14 protein-coding genes are annotated in these 18,028 nt (G+C 66.5%); 12 read left to right on the top strand and 2 right to left on the bottom strand.

Annotated features, from left to right (window positions below):
* Positions 1-17 precede the first annotated feature (17 nt).
* The 4 genes from AC5P7R_RS03865 (at position 18) to AC5P7R_RS03850 (ending at position 4,251) form a co-directional block, all read left to right on the top strand.
* Positions 18-1,076 (top strand): ABC transporter substrate-binding protein, encoded by a 1,059-nt coding sequence (locus tag AC5P7R_RS03865; RefSeq protein WP_031269486.1) that lies wholly within the window; start codon positions 18-20, stop codon positions 1,074-1,076.
* 13 nt (positions 1,077-1,089) lie between these two features.
* The gene (locus AC5P7R_RS03860; RefSeq protein ID WP_014647218.1) at positions 1,090-1,923 is read left to right on the top strand and encodes an ABC transporter ATP-binding protein; all 834 of its coding nucleotides are present in this window, start codon (positions 1,090-1,092) and stop codon (positions 1,921-1,923) included.
* Entirely contained in the window at positions 1,907-2,683 is a 777-nt protein-coding gene (locus AC5P7R_RS03855; RefSeq protein WP_005409726.1) for an ABC transporter permease, read from the top strand. Before AC5P7R_RS03860 ends, AC5P7R_RS03855 begins: the two co-directional genes overlap by 17 nt.
* Positions 2,684-2,817: 134 nt before the next feature.
* Entirely contained in the window at positions 2,818-4,251 is a 1,434-nt protein-coding gene (locus tag AC5P7R_RS03850; RefSeq protein WP_021202388.1) for an OprO/OprP family phosphate-selective porin, read from the top strand.
* 25 nt (positions 4,252-4,276) lie between these two features.
* On the opposite strand, the gene AC5P7R_RS03845 is transcribed toward AC5P7R_RS03850, so the two are convergent.
* Positions 4,277-5,524: an arsenic transporter gene (locus AC5P7R_RS03845; RefSeq protein ID WP_021202389.1), complete on the bottom strand. Its 1,248-nt coding sequence runs from the start codon at positions 5,522-5,524 to the stop codon at positions 4,277-4,279.
* A gap of 297 nt (positions 5,525-5,821) precedes the next feature.
* On the opposite strand from AC5P7R_RS03845, the gene AC5P7R_RS03840 reads away from it, so the two are divergent.
* Positions 5,822-7,003, top strand: a complete 1,182-nt coding sequence (locus AC5P7R_RS03840) for a serine hydrolase domain-containing protein (RefSeq protein ID WP_021202390.1) — start codon at positions 5,822-5,824, stop codon at positions 7,001-7,003.
* A 106-nt stretch (positions 7,004-7,109) separates the two neighbouring features.
* A complete protein-coding gene (locus AC5P7R_RS03835) occupies positions 7,110-7,322 on the top strand; it encodes a hypothetical protein (protein WP_021202391.1) in 213 nt (70 codons plus the stop codon).
* Positions 7,323-7,421: 99 nt separating this feature from the next.
* On the opposite strand, the gene AC5P7R_RS03830 is transcribed toward AC5P7R_RS03835, so the two are convergent.
* Positions 7,422-7,979, bottom strand: coding sequence for a fasciclin domain-containing protein (locus tag AC5P7R_RS03830; protein WP_021202392.1), 558 nt, complete (start codon positions 7,977-7,979; stop codon positions 7,422-7,424).
* 421 nt (positions 7,980-8,400) lie between these two features.
* On the opposite strand from AC5P7R_RS03830, the gene AC5P7R_RS03825 reads away from it, so the two are divergent.
* The 6 genes from AC5P7R_RS03825 (at position 8,401) to xylA (ending at position 18,024) form a co-directional block, all read left to right on the top strand.
* Positions 8,401-11,529: a TonB-dependent receptor gene (locus AC5P7R_RS03825; RefSeq protein ID WP_031269491.1), complete on the top strand. Its 3,129-nt coding sequence runs from the start codon at positions 8,401-8,403 to the stop codon at positions 11,527-11,529.
* Positions 11,530-11,658: 129 nt separating this feature from the next.
* On the top strand, positions 11,659-12,417 hold the full coding sequence (locus tag AC5P7R_RS03820; RefSeq protein ID WP_227854266.1) for a SapC family protein: 759 nt from the start codon (positions 11,659-11,661) through the stop codon (positions 12,415-12,417).
* Between the two features lie 3 nt (positions 12,418-12,420).
* Positions 12,421-13,443 carry a cupin-like domain-containing protein gene (locus AC5P7R_RS03815; protein ID WP_197575030.1) on the top strand — a complete coding sequence of 341 codons (1,023 nt, stop codon included), beginning with the start codon at positions 12,421-12,423 and terminating at the stop codon, positions 13,441-13,443.
* Positions 13,444-13,457: 14 nt separating this feature from the next.
* On the top strand, positions 13,458-14,987 hold the full coding sequence (locus tag AC5P7R_RS03810; RefSeq protein ID WP_478436568.1) for a tryptophan halogenase family protein: 1,530 nt from the start codon (positions 13,458-13,460) through the stop codon (positions 14,985-14,987).
* Between the two features lie 165 nt (positions 14,988-15,152).
* The gene (gene xylB / locus AC5P7R_RS03805) at positions 15,153-16,646 is read left to right on the top strand and encodes a xylulokinase (protein WP_227854264.1); all 1,494 of its coding nucleotides are present in this window, start codon (positions 15,153-15,155) and stop codon (positions 16,644-16,646) included.
* A 43-nt stretch (positions 16,647-16,689) separates the two neighbouring features.
* Entirely contained in the window at positions 16,690-18,024 is a 1,335-nt protein-coding gene (xylA, locus tag AC5P7R_RS03800) for a xylose isomerase (RefSeq protein ID WP_227854263.1), read from the top strand.
* Positions 18,025-18,028 lie beyond the last annotated feature (4 nt).

Genomic DNA, 18,028 nt, shown 5'->3' with positions numbered 1-18,028 from the left:
CACTCCTGGGAGGGATGATGTACAAGCAGTTCTTGATGGCCGCGCTGTGCGTGGCCGGGCTGGCCGCGGCCGGATGCAGCAACAGCGGGCGCGTGGAAGGCGCGGCCGCCGGCAGCAGCGACAACGCACCGGTGCGCATCAGCGTCGGCTCCTACAACCTCAACAACCTGCCGTTCTTCATTGCCGACGCCAAGGGCTACTTCAAGGACGTCGGCCTGCAGGTGAAGACCGAGAACTTCGCCCAGGGCGGCTCCAAGGTGCTGCAGGCGCTGGTGGCCAATTCCACCGACGTAGCCGTCGGCTTCTACGACCACACCATCCAGATGCAGGCCAAGGGCAAGGACGTGGTGGGCTTCGTACTGCTCTCGCGCAACTCCGGCCTGGTGATGGCCGGCCGCGAGGATGCCACCTTCGATCCGGCGCGCCCGGAGACCATCAAGGGCCAGAAGGTCGGGATCACCGCACCGGGCTCCTCGTCCGACTTCTTCGTCCGTCACTTCCTCGCCCAGCACGACATTCCGGCCGACAGCATCTCATTGATCGGGGTCGGCTCGGGCGCCGCAGCAGTGGCCGCGCTGGAGCAGGGCAAGATCGACCTGCTGGTCAACTATGATCCCGCCGCCACCCTGATCACCGAGCGCAAGGTCGGCAGGATCCTCCTCGACGCGCGCAGCGACGACGGCGCCCGCCAGGTCTATGGCGGCCTGTACCCGACCTCGGTGATGTACGCCAACCAGAGCTTCCTGGACAAGCGCCCCGAAGCGGCCGAGAAGATCGCCCGCGCCGAGCAGATGGCCTTGAAGTTCATCGCCGACAACAGTGCTGAAGACATCGTCGCTGCGCTGCCGGACAGCTACGTCTCCGGTGACCGCGCCACCTATGCCCGCGCAGTGGAGAACGCGCGCGCGATCTTCACCCGGGACGGTCACTTCACGCCTGCCGATCTGGAAACACCGCTGAAGGTGCTGCGTGAGTTCAACACGGATGTCGCCAAGGCCGATATCGATCTGTCCCGGACCTACACCAATGCCTTCGTCGAGCGTGCCAACGCTGCGGCGCCGGCTGCCCAACCGTAAGCGGAGGTAACCCATGGCCCTCAATGCCACCGTGCGCCAGTTCAATGGCGCGCCGCAGCTGGAGCCTGCACAGACCATGGTCGCCATCAACAAGGTGACCATGTCCTTCGGCGAATTCACCGCCGTACGCGATGTCGACATCCAGGTGGGTGACGGCGAGTTCCTTGCCATCGTCGGGCCGACCGGCTGCGGCAAGAGCACCATCCTCAATTCCGTGGCGGGCCTGCTGAAGCCGTCGTCGGGCCAGGTCAGCATCGATGGCCGTGCCGTCAGCGGCGTGCAGGAGTCGGTCGGCTACCTGTTCCAGCAGGACGCGCTGCTGCCGTGGAAGACCGCGTACCAGAATGTTGAACTCGGCCTGCGCTTCCGTGGTGTGCCCGAGGCCGAACGCAAGGCCAAGGCCAACGCTTGGCTGGCCAAGGTCGGCCTGGCCGGCTTCGAGCATCGCTACCCGCACCAGCTGTCCGGTGGCCAGCGCAAGCGCGTGCAGATGGCCCAGGCGTTGATCGTCGAGCCGAAGGTGATCCTGATGGATGAACCCTTCTCGGCGCTGGACATCCACACCCGCCATCTGATGCAGAACGAGCTGCTGCGGTTGTGGCAGGAGGATCGCCGCTCGGTGATCCTGATCACCCACGACCTGGAAGAAGCCATCGCCCTGGGCGACCGCGTGGTGGTGCTGTCCTCCGGCCCGGCCAGCCGCGTGGTGCGCAGTTTCGATGTGGATCTGGAACGGCCGAGGAACGTGGCCGAGATCAAGCTGGATGACCGTTTCACCGACCTGTACCGCGACATCTGGGCCTGCCTGCGCGGCGAAGTGGAGAAGAGCTATGCACGCCAAGACTGACAAATTCATCCAGCTCGCGCTGGTGGTTGCCGTGTTCGGTGGCTGGGAAGGCGGCATCGCGCTGGGCGTGATCGATCCGTTCTTCTTCCCATCGCCAACCGCCATCGTGCAGCAGGCCTGGACCTGGCTGTCCGATACGTCGTTCTATCAGCATGTCTACATCACGCTGACCGAAACCGCGCTGGGCTACATCATCGGCACCGGCCTGGGTGTGGCCGGCGGCGTCTGGCTCGGCCTGAGCCGCCGCTCGGCACGCATCCTCGATCCCTTCATCAAGGGCTTCAACGCGATTCCGCGCGTGGTGCTGGCGCCGATTTTCGTGCTGTGGCTGGGCCTGGGGCTGTGGTCGAAGGTGGCGCTGGCGGTCACGCTGGTGTTCTTCACCACGTTCTTCAATGCCATGCAGGGCGTGCGCGAGGTGAATCCGGTGGTGCTGGCCAATGCCCGCATCCTGGGGGCGAGCCGCAGCGACCTGCTGCGCCATGTCTACTTCCCCGCAGCGGCGAGCTGGATCCTGTCTTCGCTGCGCACCTCGGTGGGCTTCGCGGTGGTCGGCGCGATCATCGGTGAGTACCTCGGGGCCTCGGCGGGCCTGGGTTACCTGATCGCGCAGGCCGAGGGCAACTTCAATGCCGTGGGTGTGTTCGCCGGCATCATCATCCTGGCCGCCTTCGTGCTGGTCATCGACGCGCTGCTGGACGTGGTCGAGAACAAGCTGATCACCTGGCGTCCCAACGCGCAGGCACAGGCCACCAGCTGACCGGGCCGGGCTGAGCCCGCCTGCCGCGCCGCCGGGCCGATCCGGCGGCGCGCGCTTCCTCCCCCGATCTTCCCCCGCACCACCGCAACAGGCCAGCGCCGGGCCAGGCGGCCGGCTGGCCGGAGAGAGAGCCCATGAATCATTCCACCGTGCTGCCGCTGGCAGTGCTGCCGGTCGCGCTTGGCCTGCTGTTGGCCAGTGGCCATGTTGGCGCCCAGGCTGTTTCGTCCCCTCCCGCACCACTGAGCCAGGCCGAACTCTCACGCCTGGTGCAGCAGCAGGCACTGCAGATCCAGCAACTGGAGGCGCGCCTGCGTGCCGTGGAGGGCGGGCAGGGCAGTGCGGGCGCACCGTCAACGCCGCCCCCGCCTGCGCTGGAAACGCGGGTGGCCGCACTGGAAACCAGCCAGTCCAGACTGCCGAAGGTCTCCTGGGCCAAGGGTGCGCCGGAGTTCAGCAGTGCCGATGGCGCCGTGGCGTTCCGTCCGCGCGGACGCCTGTTCGTCGACGCATCCAGCACCGACGGATCCTCAGTGAGTGACCGCAATATCTCCGGTACCGAGATCCGCTCGGTGCGGCTGGGCGCCGAAGGCCGCTACGGTATCCTCGGCTGGGCAGTGGAAGGTGACTTCGCCGACAACGCGGTGGCGTGGAAGTCGGTCTACGCCACCGTGGAACACCGCCTGTTCGGGCTGCCGGCCGACCTGACCGTGGGCAACCGCCTCAACGACCGGGGTATCGACGGCTCCAGCAGCACGTCCAACACGCCGTTCCAGGACCGCAACGTGGTCGGCACGCTGATGCTGCCGCAGCGCGGCCTGTTCGGTGTCGGGCTCACCGAGCGGGTGTATGGAAAGGGCTGGCATGCCAGCCTGTCGGTAGCCGGCAACGACCTCAACAACGCCGGCACCGACAACGACAGCCAGACCTGGGCCACCCGCGTCCACTGGAATCCGCTGGACACTGCCGACGCCACGGTGCATCTGGGCGCATGGGCCTTCCACGAGAAGATTCCCACCGGGGCCACCGGCGTGGTGCGCAGTTCGGCCATCGCGGGGCATTTCAACGATCTGGTCAGGATCACACCGGGCACGCTGGTGGGCGCCGAGCGCAGCACCGCCTACGGTGCGGAACTGGCCGGCTTCTTCGGCCCGGCGTGGGCAACCGGCGAGTGGGGTACGCGAAGCCTGCGCGGGGCCGATGCCGGCGGGCGCTATGATCGCGACCACGAGGCGTGGGCGATCTCCGCTGGCTGGTTCCTGGCGGGCGCGCTGCCGTCCTACTCGGGCAAGGCCGGCACGTGGGGCAAGGTAAAGGTGGCCGATCCGGTGACGCGCGGCGGCAGTGGTGCGTGGGAGCTGAAGGGCCGCTATGAGGACGTGGACTATGCCGAACTGCCCAGTGGTGGTACCGGCCACGCGTGGACACTGGGCGCGAACTGGTACCTCAACGATTTCAGCCGGGTGATGTTCGAAGCCGTGCGCTGGCAGACCCGCCACCGCAGCGGCAGTGCTGCGGGCAGGGATGAAGGCACCACCTTCAATACCCGTCTGCAGTTGGCCTTCTAGGGCCGGGCCGCCGCCTGCATTCTGGTCACAGCAGCAACAACGCAGCGATGAGTGCAGGCGGCATCACCAGCGCGCCGACGCGCAGGAAGTCGAGCGCGCTGACATGCTCGCCCTCGCGGCGCAGCGCCACCAGCCACAGCATCGTCGCCAGCGAACCGGTGACCGACAGGTTGGGTCCCAGATCCACGCCGACCAGCAATGCGGCACGGGTCTGCGCGGGCAGGTCGGCCATCTGGCCCAGCGAACCGGCGGCCAGGCCGACCGGCAGATTGTTGGCCACGTTGCTCAGCAGCGCGGCCGCGCCCCCGGCCAGCCAGCTGGCCTGGCGGGGAGATGCCTGCGCCACGGCCTGCAGTGCGCTGGCCGCGCTCTGGATGACACCGGTCTGCGCCACCGCTTCCACCAGCACGAACAGTCCCGCCACCAGCGGCAGCACGCCCCAGGACACGTGGCGCAGCAGTGGCAGCGGGCTGCGCCGCTGGCGGATCGCCACCACCGCCACACTCAGCGCGCCCGCGCAGAACGTGGTCAGGCCCAATGGCCCGTTCAAGGCGGACGTGACCAGCAACACGGTGCCGGTGAACAGCACGCCCAGTGCGCTCAGCCGGCCGCCGTCGGTCAACGGGCGATGCGCCGGCGCGGCCACCAGCGGCTGGGCGATCTCGCGCCGGTGCACCCAGCGCAGGACCAGGTAGGTGGCACCGATCGCCGCCGCCGACGGCAGCGCGAACTGCGCCAGCCACTGCAGCAGCGGCGGCATGTGCTGGCCGTACACCACCAGGTTGGCCGGATTGGAAATGGGCAGCACGAAGCTGGCCGCATTGGCGATGAATGCACAGACGAACAGGTAGGGCAGGGGATTGGCGCGCGCCGCCTTGCAGGCGGCGTAGACCGCCGGGGTCAACACCACGGCTGTCGCATCATTGGAAAGAAAGACTGTCACCAGCGTGCCGACCAGGAATACCAGGTCGAACAGGCGTCGCCCGGATCCGCCCGCATGCCGCACCGCGTACAACGCCAGCCAATCGAACAGGCCTTCGCGCCGCGCCAGTTCGGCCAGCACCATCATGCCGACCAGGAACAGGTAGACGTCGCGGCCTTCGGCCACCGCGCCCCATGCGGTGTGCAGCGACACTGCGCCCAGCAACGGCAACAGGGCGGCAGCGCCCAGCGCCCACACATATTCGGGGATGCGGAAAGGACGGAACAGCAGACCGAGGGTGGCAACGGCGACCGCTGCCCAGATCACGAGGGGGGCTTGGGGGGGGAGCATGGAGTGGGGCTTCAGCGGCACCTGCAGCGACCCCGGCGCAGGGGGGGGGCCTGGCGCGCGCGATCAGCGGATGGGCGGCCGCTGCAATCATCGCAGGTTCCGGGTCGCCGCATCATACCGTGCGGCGCGGCATGGCGACCGCTGCCGTCGACCGCGCTGCAGGTGGGCCGGGGCGGCGCCCAGCCCACGTTCAGCACTCAAGCGGGCCATGACTTCAGGCACTGCAGTGTGACTACACATGTAGTCAAGCTACGCACACACTCATTGGACGAGATTGCGATGCCAAGATCCTGCTGGTTGTCCTGCGCCCTGGCCCTGGTGTTCGGCATCGCCGGGCCCAGCCAAGCGGCGACACGTGCCGATGCCCTTGCCGCGATCGAGCGCAATGCACGCGCCGCGCATTCCGATGCGGTCCTGGTGATGCATGAGCGGGAGACGCTGCTTGAGCTGAAGCCCGCCGCCGGGCAGGAATCCGTTCACCTGATGTCGGCCACCAAGTCGGTCGTCGCGCTGGCCATTGCATTGCTGCTGGACGACGGAAAGCTGGCTTCGATCGATACGCCGGTCAGCCAGATCTATCCCGAATGGAAGCAGGGCAGGAAGCGCGCCATTACCGTGCGCATGCTGCTGGACCATACCTCGGGCCTGCAGAACGTGGCGAACGCGGGCGAAGAGCTGGAAGGGGCCCCGGACCTGGTCAGGCTGGCACTGGCCGCCGAGCTGAGCGATGCCCCGGGTGCCGTGTTCTCCTACAACAACAAGGCCACCAACCTGCTGCCCGGTATTGTCGAGCGCCTGGCAGGCGAGCCGCTGGATGCCTATGTGGACGCGCGCCTGTTCAAGCCCCTGGGCATTGCCCACTACACCTGGATGAAGGATGAGGCAGGCACCCCGCTGGGCATGGCCGGGCTGTCCCTGCGCGCGGCCGATCTTGCCGCCATCGGGCAACTGTTGCTGGACGGAGGCGTGGCGCCGGATGGCAAACGTCTCCTGAGTGAGCAGTCGGTCGCGTTGATGACGACCGAAAGCGCCCGTGCGCCAGATGTTGGGCTGCTGTGGTGGCGGATACCGGCCTGGGAACGCTACCAGCTCAAGCCCCGGCTACGGGATCTGCTGGTGAAAAGGGGCGTGGACGACGACGTACAGCGCGCACTGCAGGCCAGCGCAGGGCGAGTATTCGAAAGCCGCAGCACGCTGGTCGCCTTCCTCGCCGATCAACTGGGCGCGGACTGGTCCCAGCGCTACGGCAGCCAGATCTCCGCGCGCGGCCTGAAGCTCGCCGATCTCTACGACATCTCACGGGGGCCGGTCGTCGGCTTTGCCGCCAACGGCTACCTGGGCCAATACCTGATGATCGTTCCGGAACAGCGTGTCGTCGCAGTGCGCCTGATCCACCGGCGCCAGACCCACAACGCTCCTCAGGACGACTATCCCTCCTTCTTCGCCGATGTCCTGCAGTTGGCGCGGGCACTGCAATAGGCCCTGTCGCCATCATGTCCACGCGCGCTGAACATCTTCCTGGAGCGTTCTTCACTGGCATGCCGCCTAAAGTGGGATGACATCTTGGCCGCACACGTACTGAAGCATGTTTGATTATCAGGACTGGACCTTCCACGCCAATGGCCGAACGGTAGTGGCGCGGGTAGCGCTGGACGGTGAAGGTGGCGGCACCATCAACCGCTACCAGCTGGTGCCGGGACCGGCACAGTCGGGGTTGTGCATCAAGGTCGCCTCCCAGGACGAGGCCGCGCAGAAACTGGAGGCCGAAGTGATGAAGCTGCTGGGACCGGTGTGGTAGCCACTACGCCATGCCGGCCGCGCATCCGCATGTTGACGGCGGCATGACCGGCCCGGGCAACGGGCATCGCGCCGGATGCCCGTTGCATGAGGCCGCATACTAGGGCATCAGCACGGTGTCGACCACGTGGATGACGCCGTTGGACTGGCTGACATCTGCAGTGCTGATGCCTGCCTTGCCACCCTTTGCGTCGATGATCCAGAGCTTGCCATCGTGGAGCGCCACGGTGAGAGGCTCACCCTGCACGGTCTTGAGGGTGGCCTTGCCGCCGTGCTTGCGGGCATCGGCCAGAAGCTGCGCCGAACTGTAGCTGCCCGGGACGACGTGGTAGGTCAGGATCCGGGTCAGCTGTGCCTTGTTTTCCGGCTTCACCAGCGTATCGACAGTGCCTGCAGGCAATTTTTCGAAGGCCGCATTGGTGGGCGCGAAAACAGTGAAGGGCCCGGCGCCGTTGAGGGTGTCGACCAGGCCGGCTGCTTTGACCGCTGCAACGAGGGTGGTGTGATCCTTGGAATTGACGGCGTTCTCGACGATGGTCCTGGTGGGGTACATCTCTGCCCCGCCCACGATGACGGCGTTGGCGGCGAAAACTGAGGAGCCGGACGAAACGAGTAGGGCGAAGCCGACTGCGGCGGCGATGCGCTGAAGAGCGTTCACGGTGCGTTCCTTTCTGGATGACCCGCAAGTGCGGGCATCCTTCCTACGTCGGGTGCGCCTGACCGGATGCAGCAGCAGCCGGGTCATGAGCTGTGCCGCGCGCTGCTGGTTTGCTGCGCTGCATGGTGACAAGCGCGAACCGGGGTGATTACTCTCCGCTGCAACGCGATGGTAGCGCTACCAGTCGGACGGGGATCCAAGGTCCAGGGGCTGCCTTCTTTGCCGCGTGTTTGTCCTGGCAGGCTTGAAAAGCAAGTGTAAGTCGCGGCGTGCCCGAGCACCCGTGCTGTTCGGTTTGGAATGCGGGCCACGCCCGTGCGTGCCCCTGGGAGGGGGCGGTACATCCATTCGATCGTATGTCAGAGGGGACTTTCATGAGCACTTGCAGTTTCCGCGGCACCCTGGCCCCGAGGTCCGGTTCATGAGCCGCGCATTGGCGAAGTTCCGGTCCCGGGCCATGTTCACCTTCGTGGGTGGCGCCCTGGTCATCAATCCTGCCTTTGCGCAGGACGCAGCACCGGCGACCGGGCAGCAGCCGCAGAGCCAGTCGCAGCCCACCCAGCTCGATGCAGTGCAGGTCACGGGCATACGCAACAGCCTGAGCCAGGCCATGGACATCAAGCGCGACTCGGCGGGCGTGGTCGACGCGATCAGCGCCGAGGACATCGGCAAGTTCCCCGATACCAATCTTGCCGAATCGTTGCAGCGCATCACCGGCATCTCCATCGAGCGCCGTGACGGCGAGGGTGCGCAGGTGACCGCGCGTGGCTTCGGCCCCCAGTTCAACATGGTCACGCTCAACGGTCGGCAGATGCCGGGTGCCGATGCATTCGGTGCCTCTGGACAGGTCGCCATCGGCGGTGTCGACGGCGGCACCCGCGCCTTCAATTTCGCGCAGCTGGCCGCCGAGGCCATCAATGGCATCGAGGTCTACAAGACCAGCCAGGCACAGGTGCCCAGCGGTGGCATCGGTGCGACGATCAACATCCTGACCTCGCGCCCGCTTGATCACGCCGGCATCGTGGCCAACGCCGGGGCGAAGCTGGTCTCCGACCAGAGTCAGCCGTTCGACAATGACCTGACACCGGAGCTGTCGGGCATCTTCAGCTACAGCAATCCGGAAAAGACCTTTGGCGTCAGCCTCAGCGCGAGCCAGCAGAAGCGCAAGGGTGGCTCGGTGCAGGCCACGGAGAACTACTGGAACGTGCAGCCGTGGACAGGGTCGATGCCGGGCAATCCGACCGTGGTCAATGCCCCGGCCGTCGGCCAGCTTTACGCGCGGCCCAACGACCTGCGCTACGCGTTCTCCGAATTCGAACGCGAACGCGTCAACGGCCAGGCCGTGCTGCAGTTCGCACCGACGGACAGCCTGACCCTGACCGTGGATTACACCTACTCGACCAACGAAATCACCGAGAATCGCGGCGAGCAGGGCATGTGGCTGCAGAACAGCAACTACACCAACGTCGAGTTCGACACCAGTGGCGCCGTCGCGACGCCGGTATACATCCGTGAAATCGCCGGCACCAAGGATTTCGGCCTGGAACAGCAGCGCAGCATGCAGGAGTACAAGCTGGGCTCGCTGGGCTTCAACGCCGTCTGGAATGTCAGCGACCGCTTCAAGCTCAGCTTCGATGCGCACAACTCGAAGAACGAGAGCCGCCCGAATGATCCGCTGACCGGCGGTGGTTCGATCTTCATGAGCATCGCCGGCACCAACAACTGCACCCGTGGCCCGCATTGTGGCGGCTCCTGGGTGCAGGAATTGAACTTCAACAATGGCCTGCCGGTTGGCACCCAGGTCTGGTATCCCAGCACCGCCGATGCGGTCGCCGGGACCAATGGCGTGGTCAACCCGGGCTTCCAGGAAGGCGAGGTTGGCACGCAGGTGCTGCGCGTCAACGCGCAGACCCAGATCAGCGAGATCAAGCAGGCGCGCGTCGATGGCGAATGGAACTTCGACCACGGCCGCTTCCAGTTCGGCGTGGACACCAACAAGTCCACCACCCACCGCATCCAGGCCGCCGAGGCCTACTCCACCCTGGGTGACTGGGGCGTGGCCAACGTGGACCGGGATACCGCCGCGGGCCTGATGGACCTGCTGCAGCCGGTCAGCATCGTCGGCCTGTTCGACGACTACAGTGCCAACAGCTGGCCCGCCTGGCGCGGCAATGCCGGACAGCTCGCGCAATGGGCATCGGGCGAGTACGGCGTCGGCCTGGGTGTGAACCCGCAACGCGCGGCCGACAACTTCGTGGAAGAGAAGACCAAGGCGGCGTACTTCCAGGTGGAACTGGACGGGGAGCTGGGCGGCATGCGCACCAACACCCGCCTGGGCGTGCGCTATGAAACCACCGACGTGGTGTCGACCTCGGTCATTGCCGTTCCCGAATCCATCGAGTGGCAGGCCAACAACGATTTCCGCATCGTGCTGTCCGATGAGCAGCAGCCCTTCACGGAGAAGGCGCGGTACAGCTACATCCTGCCCAACCTTGATTTCAGCATCGACCTCACCGAGGAGCTGAAGGGCCGCGTTTCGTTCGGCAAGAGCATCGCCCGCGCGCCGTACGGCAATCTCTATGCGGGACCCGGGGCCCAGCAGCCGTTCGGCTCGGTGCTGATCGATCCCTCCTCGCGCGCCAGCGGCAATTCCCAGAACCCGAGCCTGAAGCCGCTGGAATCGGACAACCTCGACCTGGGGCTGGAGTGGTACTTCGCCGATGCCAGCTATGTGTCATTGACCTACTGGAACAAGTCGGTCAGCAACTTCATCGGCAACACCGTCGTGCAGGAAAGCCTGTACGGCCTCACCGACCCGACCTCCGGGCCGGATGCGCGGGCGGCGTTGGACTTCCTGACCAGCGGCGCCTGCGTCGCCCAGGTCGGGCCGGCCAATGCCGCTGCCTGCTCGGCCAACGACACCTCGCTGTTCACCGCACTGGCGTTGCTGCGCAACAATCCCGCCGGGCTGGGTGCCTACAACGGCACCGATGCGCAGGTGCTGGCCACCGAAGCGGCCTACGATCTGTATGGGCAGGCCAACGATCCGCTGTACCAGTTCAACGTCAATCGCCCGATTAACCAGAACAAGTCCAAGCTGCACGGCTGGGAGCTGGGCGGGCAGTACTTCTTCGGTGACACCGGGTTCGGCGTACTGGCCAACTACACGGTGGTGAAAGGTGATGTCGGCTACAACAACGGCGGCGATCCGGGTATCGACCAGTTCTCGCTCACCGGCCTGAGCGACACCGCCAACGCCATGCTGATGTACGAGAAGTACGGGTGGTCGGTGCGACTGGCATGGAACTGGCGCGATCAGTACCTGATCCTGGCCAACCAGGGCTCCAGCCGCAATCCGTACTATGTGGAGCCGTACGAGCAGTGGGATCTCAGCGTCAACTACGCGCTCGATGACCACTGGTCCTTCAGCCTGGAGGCGATCAACCTGACCGGTGAGGATGTGCGGTGGCGCTCGCGCACGTCGCAGATGATCGTCAAGCTGGCAGACCAGAGCCCGCGCTACATGCTGGGCGTCCGCTACAAGTTCTGAACCTGGTTGCCGATGCGTCCGGCACGGCACCGCTGCCCGCCAGCGGTGCCGTGCCGGGACGGTGTCGCCGCACCTGTCGCGCCTGCGCTACCCTGCCGGCCAGCAACCCGCATTGGACTGGATACCCTGATGGCCCGCTACGAAATGCTCAACAACATCGCGCATCGGGACCTGAAGGTCGCCACCGGATTCGGGCCGCAGTTCGGCGATGCGGTGGGCATGGTGCCGGCCTATCCCAGCGAGTTCGCTGAACTGCAGCGTGAGTATCCGATCTTCCTGCGCAGGGAAACCGGGTCAGAAGCGTGGCAGTCCGTGGCCCTGCTGGGTTTCGAACAACACGAGAACCTGTTCCTGCAGGACGGGCGCTGGAATGCCTCCTACCTGCCTGGTGCGGCCGCCAAAGGGCCGTTCCTGATCGGGTTCCAGGAGCACTACGTGGATGGCCTGCTCACCCAGGATGCGGTGATGCACGTGGACCTGGACCATCCGCGCGTCACCGCCGGCGCCGGTGAGCCGGTGTTCCTGCCGCAGGGCGGCAACACGCCCTACCTGGACCACATCGCCGGCGTGCTGCGCGGCATCCACGAGGGCAGCGCGTACGCGGCCGCAATGTTCGCGATGCTCGACGACTGCGGCCTCATCCAGCCGGTCACGCTCGACGTGCAGATCGCGCCGCACCACCGGGTGAGCGTGAGCGGATTGCACGGCATTGACCGCGAGCGCCTGGCGGCGCTGGACAGTTCGCGCCTGGCTGCGTTGAACCGCGCCGGTTACCTGGAAGGTGCGTACCTGATGCTTGCCTCGCTGCATAACATGCGCCGCCTGATCGCCGAGAAGCAGCGCCGCCTCCGCGTCCAGGACGGCACCGCGCGGGCGGTCAGGAACTGACCGGTGCACGCCCGCCTGCCGATGCGGATCCTGGAAGGCATCGATCCTGCCGCCTTGCCATTGGCTGACCTGGTGGAGGCCGGTGAGCCGGTTGTACTGCGCGGCATCGCCAGCGGTTGGCCGCTGGTCCAGGCCGGACTGGGCGGGGTGCAGGACGCAATGGCGTACCTGTGCAGCGTCGATGCGGGTGCGCCCATCCAGTACTCGTTCGGCGGCCCCGAGATCGCAGGCCGCCCGTTCTACAGCGCGGACTTCACCCGGCTGAACTTCGAAGTGCGGCGTGGCGGTCTGGCCCAGGTGCTGGAAGAGATCGCCATGACGCTGCATGCACCGCAACCGCCCACTTACTACGTGGCCTCGCTGCCGATTGCGCGGGCACTGCTGCCGGCATTCGCGCAGGCCAACGACGCCGGTCTGGCGAAGCAGGGCATCGACGCCACCGCCAGCATCTGGATCGGCAACCGGGTGACGGCCTCGTGCCATTTCGACACACCCGACAACCTCGCCTGCTGCGCGGTGGGGCGGCGCGAGTTCACCCTGTTCCCGCCCGCCCAGATCGACAACCTCTATCCGGGCCCGCTCGATCCCACGCCGGGCGGACAGGTGGTCAGCGTGGTGGACTTCGAACAGCCAGACTTCGATCGGCATCCACGTTTCCGCGAGGCGCTGGCGAACGCGCGCAGTGCGGTGCTTGGGCCCGGCGATGCGATCTTCATTCCCAGCATGTGGTGGCACCATGTACGCAGCCTGGAACCGTTCAACGTGCTGGTGAACTACTGGTGGCGAAGCTCGCCGGCCTGGCTGGGGTCGCCGCTGGCGGCGCTGCAGCACGCGATGTGGTCCGTGCGCGACCTGCCAGCGCGTGAGAAGCGGGCCTGGGAAGGGCTCTTCCGTTACTACGTATTCGGCCCCGGCGAGCGCGCGGGGCAGCACCTGCCTGACGCCGCGCGCGGGGATCTGGCACCGTTCGACGAGCAGCGCGCCCGCCGCATGCGCGCGATGCTGCTGGGCAGGCTCAACCGTTGAGAGAGGGCACCGCGTTGGATACCGAGAGCACGCCTGCAGGGCGCATCCGCAATGTGGTCATTGCCGGTGGCGGTACAGCGGGATGGCTGGCCGGCTGCGCGCTGGCGCATCAGTTCCGTGACCAGCTGCAGATCACGCTGGTCGAGTCCGAGCAGATCGGCACGGTCGGCGTCGGTGAGTCCACCGTGCCGCCGATCCGCACCTTTCATCGCTTCCTGCAGATTGACGAGCAGGAGTTCCTGCGCGCGGTGGCCGGCACCTTCAAGCTGTCGATCTCGTTCGAGAACTGGCGGCTGCCGGGGGATCGCTTCTTCCATCCGTTCGGCACCATCGGCCATGGCACCTGGGCGGCTCCCTTCCATCACTTCTGGCTGGACAGCCTGCGCCGCGGCATGCCCTCGGACCTGGGCGACTTCTGCCTGGAGAGCATCGCGTCGCGCGGCGACCGCTTCTCGCTGCACACCCAGCCGCAGGCCAGCTATGCGTATCACTTCGATGCCAGCCTGTATGCGCGGTTCCTGCGCGGCAGGGCCGAGGCCAACGGCCTGCGCCGGATCGAAGGCAGGATCGCCCAGGTCAGGCAGCACGCGCACGACGGCTCGGTTCAGGCGCTGGTACTGGACGACGGCCAGGTGATCGAGGGCGATCTGTTCATCGACTGCACGGGGTTCCGTGGCCTGCTGATCGAGCAGGCGCTGGGCACCGGCTACGAGGACTGGCACGAATGGCTTCCGTGCGACCGGGCCGTGGCGGTGCAGACCGAAGCGGTGGCGCCGCCGGTGCCCTATACCCGGGCGATCGCCCACGAGGCGGGGTGGCGCTGGCACATCGCGCTGCAGCACCGCGTTGGCTGTGGGCTGGTGTATGACAGCCGCCATCTGTCTGATGACGAGGCCGCCGCGAAACTGCTGCGCGATGCAGGGGCTCCACCTTTGCGCGACCCATGGAACGTGCCGTTCCGCAGCGGGCGCCGGCTGAAGGCCTGGAACAGCAACGTGGTGTCGCTCGGGCTGGCCAGCGGTTTCATCGAACCGCTGGAGTCGACCAGCATCCATCTGACGATCAGCGCGGTGGTGCGCCTGATCCAGTTGTTCCCGTTCGACGGCATCAGTGCGTCGCTGGTGCAGTTGTACAACGATGTCAGCCGCCAGGAAATGGAGCATGTGCGCGACTTCATCATCCTGCACTATCACGCAACGCAGCGCACCGAACCGATGTGGAAGGCGTGTCGCGAGATGAGCGTGCCCGGATCGCTGCAGCAGCGGTTGCAGGCGTGGCGCGAGCGTGCGCACGCCTGGCAGGACCCCGGCGAGCTGTTCCGCATCGAGTCCTGGACCAGCGTGCTGCTCGGGCAGGGCATTCCGCCAGGCCCGCCGCATCCGCTGGCGCGGGCGGTGAGTGACGCCGATCTGCGCACCCTGTTGAAGGGCATCCAACAGCCCGTGCATCACGCCGCGGCGCGGATGCCGACCCAGGCAGAGTTCATCGCGCAGTACTGCAGGTCCGGCGCAGACGTGTGGCGTCCGACGGCGACGATCGCATAGCAGGGTTTTGCGTTGCAGCACGCTTTTTCCGCTGCAGCTGGTTACAGTGCGGGAACACCGCAGGCGATGACGCATGCGGTGGCAACGAGGGGGCCGGACAGCACGCCCCCTTTTTGAGTCCACGAAATGTTAGCGCTACCTTTTTTTTGATCGGAGGCGGTTTCGATGGGTCTGGTTGCAGGGATCGATGCAGGGACGCAGAGCCTGAAGGTGCTGGTCTACGACCCGCAGGCGCAAGCGGTGGCCGCCGTCACCAGCGCGCCGCTCACGCTGGACAGCGGTGCCGACGGCAGCCGTGAACAGGCGCCTGCCGACTGGGTGTCGGCCCTGCGCGACTGCTTTGCCAGGATCGACCCCTCGCTGCGCGCTCGCATCGTCGCACTGGCGGTATCGGGGCAGCAGCATGGGTTCGTGCCGGTTGATGATGCTGGCGAGGTACTGGCGCCGGCCAAGCTGTGGTGCGACACCAGCACCTCGGCCGAATGCATCCAGATCATGGACGCCGTGGGCGGATTCCAACGGACCATCGCGCTGGCGGGCAACCCGATCCTGGCCGGCTACACAGCGTCCAAGCTGCCCTGGACCCGGATCCACCGTGCCGACGCCTACGCGCGGCTGGCGACCATCCTGCTGCCACACGACTACCTGAATTTCGTGTTGACCGGGCAGCGGTTCTGCGAGCTTGGCGATGCGTCCGGAACCGGCTGGCTGGACGTGCGCACACGCACCTGGTCGCAGGAACTGCTGCGCGCCACCGATCCTGATCGTGATCTTGCCGCCTGCCTGCCGCCGATCGCCGCACCCGACGCCCTGTTTGATATCGCGCCGAAGGCCGCGGCCGCGCTCGGGCTTGCAGCGGCGGTGAAGGTGGCCGTTGGCGGCGGCGACAACATGATGGCCGCGATCGGCACTGGCTGCGTCACCGAAGGCCGCCTGGCGATGAGCCTGGGAACGTCTGGAACGCTGTTTGCCTATTCCAGCGCGCCGGTGATCGACGCGAACGGCGCCTGGGCCGCGTTCTGCTCGTCCACGGGAGGATGGCTGCCGCTGATCTGCACCATGAACTGCACCGTGGCGACCGAACAGGTGGCCCGTGCCTTCGGCTTCAGCACCCGCGACGGCGATGCGCACCTGCGCGCGACGCCACCGGGAGCAGGCGGGCTGGTGATGCTGCCCTTCCTCAATGGCGAGCGTACGCCGGACCTGCCGCTCGGCAAGGGTGTGCTGGCAGGCCTGGACACCGCCAACTTCACTCCGGCGCACCTCTACCGCGCCGCCATGGAGGGCGCGACCTACAGCCTGAGGTACGGCTACGACGCCTTCGTCCGCGCGGGCATGCAGTTTGATCGCATCGTGCTCACCGGCGGTGGCAGCAACAGCGCTGCCTGGCGTCAACTGGTGGCCGATGTGTTCGGCCTGCCCGTGGAGGTCCCGGTGCAGGCCGAAGGCGCGGCGTTTGGAGCGGCGCTACAGGCGCTGTGGTCGCTCGCCAGGGCGCAGGGCAACGCCGCTTCGATCAGCGACATCACCGCACGGCACGTCACCGTCGATCCCACGCTCTCCGCGCGCCCGGATCCGGACCGCAGCGATGCCTATGCACGGGCCTACGCACGCTTCCTCAGTCATCTTGATGCCATCACGCCGCTGCAGCGCGGCTGATGGCTCCTCCACGCCACCCCGTACAACGACAGGAGCACGCACCATGAGCACGCAGCCCTTCATCGGCGCCAAGGAATACTTCCCCGGCATCGGCCGCATTCCGTTCGAGGGCAAGGGCTCGGACAATCCGCTTGCCTTCAAGGTCTACGATGCAAACCGGGTCATCGGTGGCAAGACCATGCAGGAGCATCTGCGCTTTGCCGTGTGCTACTGGCATACCTTCTGCAATGCCGGGCACGATCCGTTCGGCCCGGGTACCCGGCAGTTCCCGTGGGAGGCGGGCTCGCCGCTGGCCACGGCCGAAGCAAAGGTGGACGCGGCGTTCGAGTTCTTCACCAAGCTGGGCGTGCCGTACTGGTGCTTCCACGATATCGACCTGGCGCCGGATGCCGATGATATCGGCCAGTACCTGAAGAACCTCACGCACATGGTGGGCCTGGCCAAGGCGCGCCAGGAGGCCACCGGCGTCAAGCTGCTGTGGGGCACGGCCAACCTGTTCTCGCACCCGCGCTACATGAACGGTGCATCGACCAATCCCGATTTCGCCGTGGTGGCCCGCGCCGCGGTGCAGGTCAAGGCCGCCCTGGAGGCCACGGTCGAACTCGGTGGCGAGCACTACGTGTTCTGGGGCGGGCGCGAGGGCTATGCGTCGCTGGCCAATACGCAGATGAAGCGCGAGATCGAGCACTTCGCACGCTTCCTGACCATGGCCCGCGACTATGGCCGCAGCATCGGCCTGAAGGGCAACTTCCTGATCGAGCCCAAGCCGATGGAGCCGATGAAGCACCAGTACGACTTCGACAGTGCCACGGTGGTGGGTTTCCTGAAGGAGCATGGGCTGGACAAGGACTTCAAGCTCAACATCGAGGCCAACCACGCCACATTGTCCGGCCATACCTTCGAGCACGACCTGCAGGTCGCGTCCGATCATGGCCTGCTCGGCAGCATCGATGCCAACCGCGGCAACGCGCAGAACGGCTGGGACACCGACCAGTTCCCCAGCGATCTGTACGACACCGTGGGCGCGATGCTGGTCGTGCTGCGCCAGGGCGGGCTGGAGGGCGGGTTGAACTTCGATGCGAAGGTGCGCCGTGAGTCGACCGACCTGGAGGATCTGTTCATTGCCCACATTGGTGGCATGGACGCGTTCGCACGCGGCCTGGAGGTTGCCCATGCACTGCTGACCGAGTCTCCTTGGGAGCAATGGCGCAAGGAGCGCTACGCAAGTTTCGACAGTGGCGCCGGCCAGGAGTTCGAGCGCGGCACGCTCAGCCTGCCGGACCTGGCGGCACTGGCCTCCCGGCTCGGCGAACCGCGCCAGGCCAGCGGCAAGCAGGAGCGTTACGAAAACCTGCTCAACCAATACCTGCTGCGCTGAGCGC

The sequence above is a fragment of the Stenotrophomonas sp. YJH_SMC_27 genome (genome assembly GCF_059369815.1).
The sequence above is the reverse complement of the archived record's forward strand: the minus strand, read 5'-3'. Positions and strand labels throughout refer to the sequence as shown.

Coding starts and splice junctions, on each gene's coding strand:
- AC5P7R_RS03865 (WP_031269486.1), top strand. CDS start 18: ATGTACAAGCAGTTCTTGATGGCCGCGCTGTGCGTGGCCGGGCTGGCC.
- AC5P7R_RS03860 (WP_014647218.1), top strand. CDS start 1,090: ATGGCCCTCAATGCCACCGTGCGCCAGTTCAATGGCGCGCCGCAGCTG.
- AC5P7R_RS03855 (WP_005409726.1), top strand. CDS start 1,907: ATGCACGCCAAGACTGACAAATTCATCCAGCTCGCGCTGGTGGTTGCC.
- AC5P7R_RS03850 (WP_021202388.1), top strand. CDS start 2,818: ATGAATCATTCCACCGTGCTGCCGCTGGCAGTGCTGCCGGTCGCGCTT.
- AC5P7R_RS03845 (WP_021202389.1), bottom strand. CDS start 5,524: ATGCTCCCCCCCCAAGCCCCCCTCGTGATCTGGGCAGCGGTCGCCGTT.
- AC5P7R_RS03835 (WP_021202391.1), top strand. CDS start 7,110: ATGTTTGATTATCAGGACTGGACCTTCCACGCCAATGGCCGAACGGTA.
- AC5P7R_RS03825 (WP_031269491.1), top strand. CDS start 8,401: ATGAGCCGCGCATTGGCGAAGTTCCGGTCCCGGGCCATGTTCACCTTC.
- AC5P7R_RS03820 (WP_227854266.1), top strand. CDS start 11,659: ATGGCCCGCTACGAAATGCTCAACAACATCGCGCATCGGGACCTGAAG.
- xylB (WP_227854264.1), top strand. CDS start 15,153: ATGGGTCTGGTTGCAGGGATCGATGCAGGGACGCAGAGCCTGAAGGTG.
- xylA (WP_227854263.1), top strand. CDS start 16,690: ATGAGCACGCAGCCCTTCATCGGCGCCAAGGAATACTTCCCCGGCATC.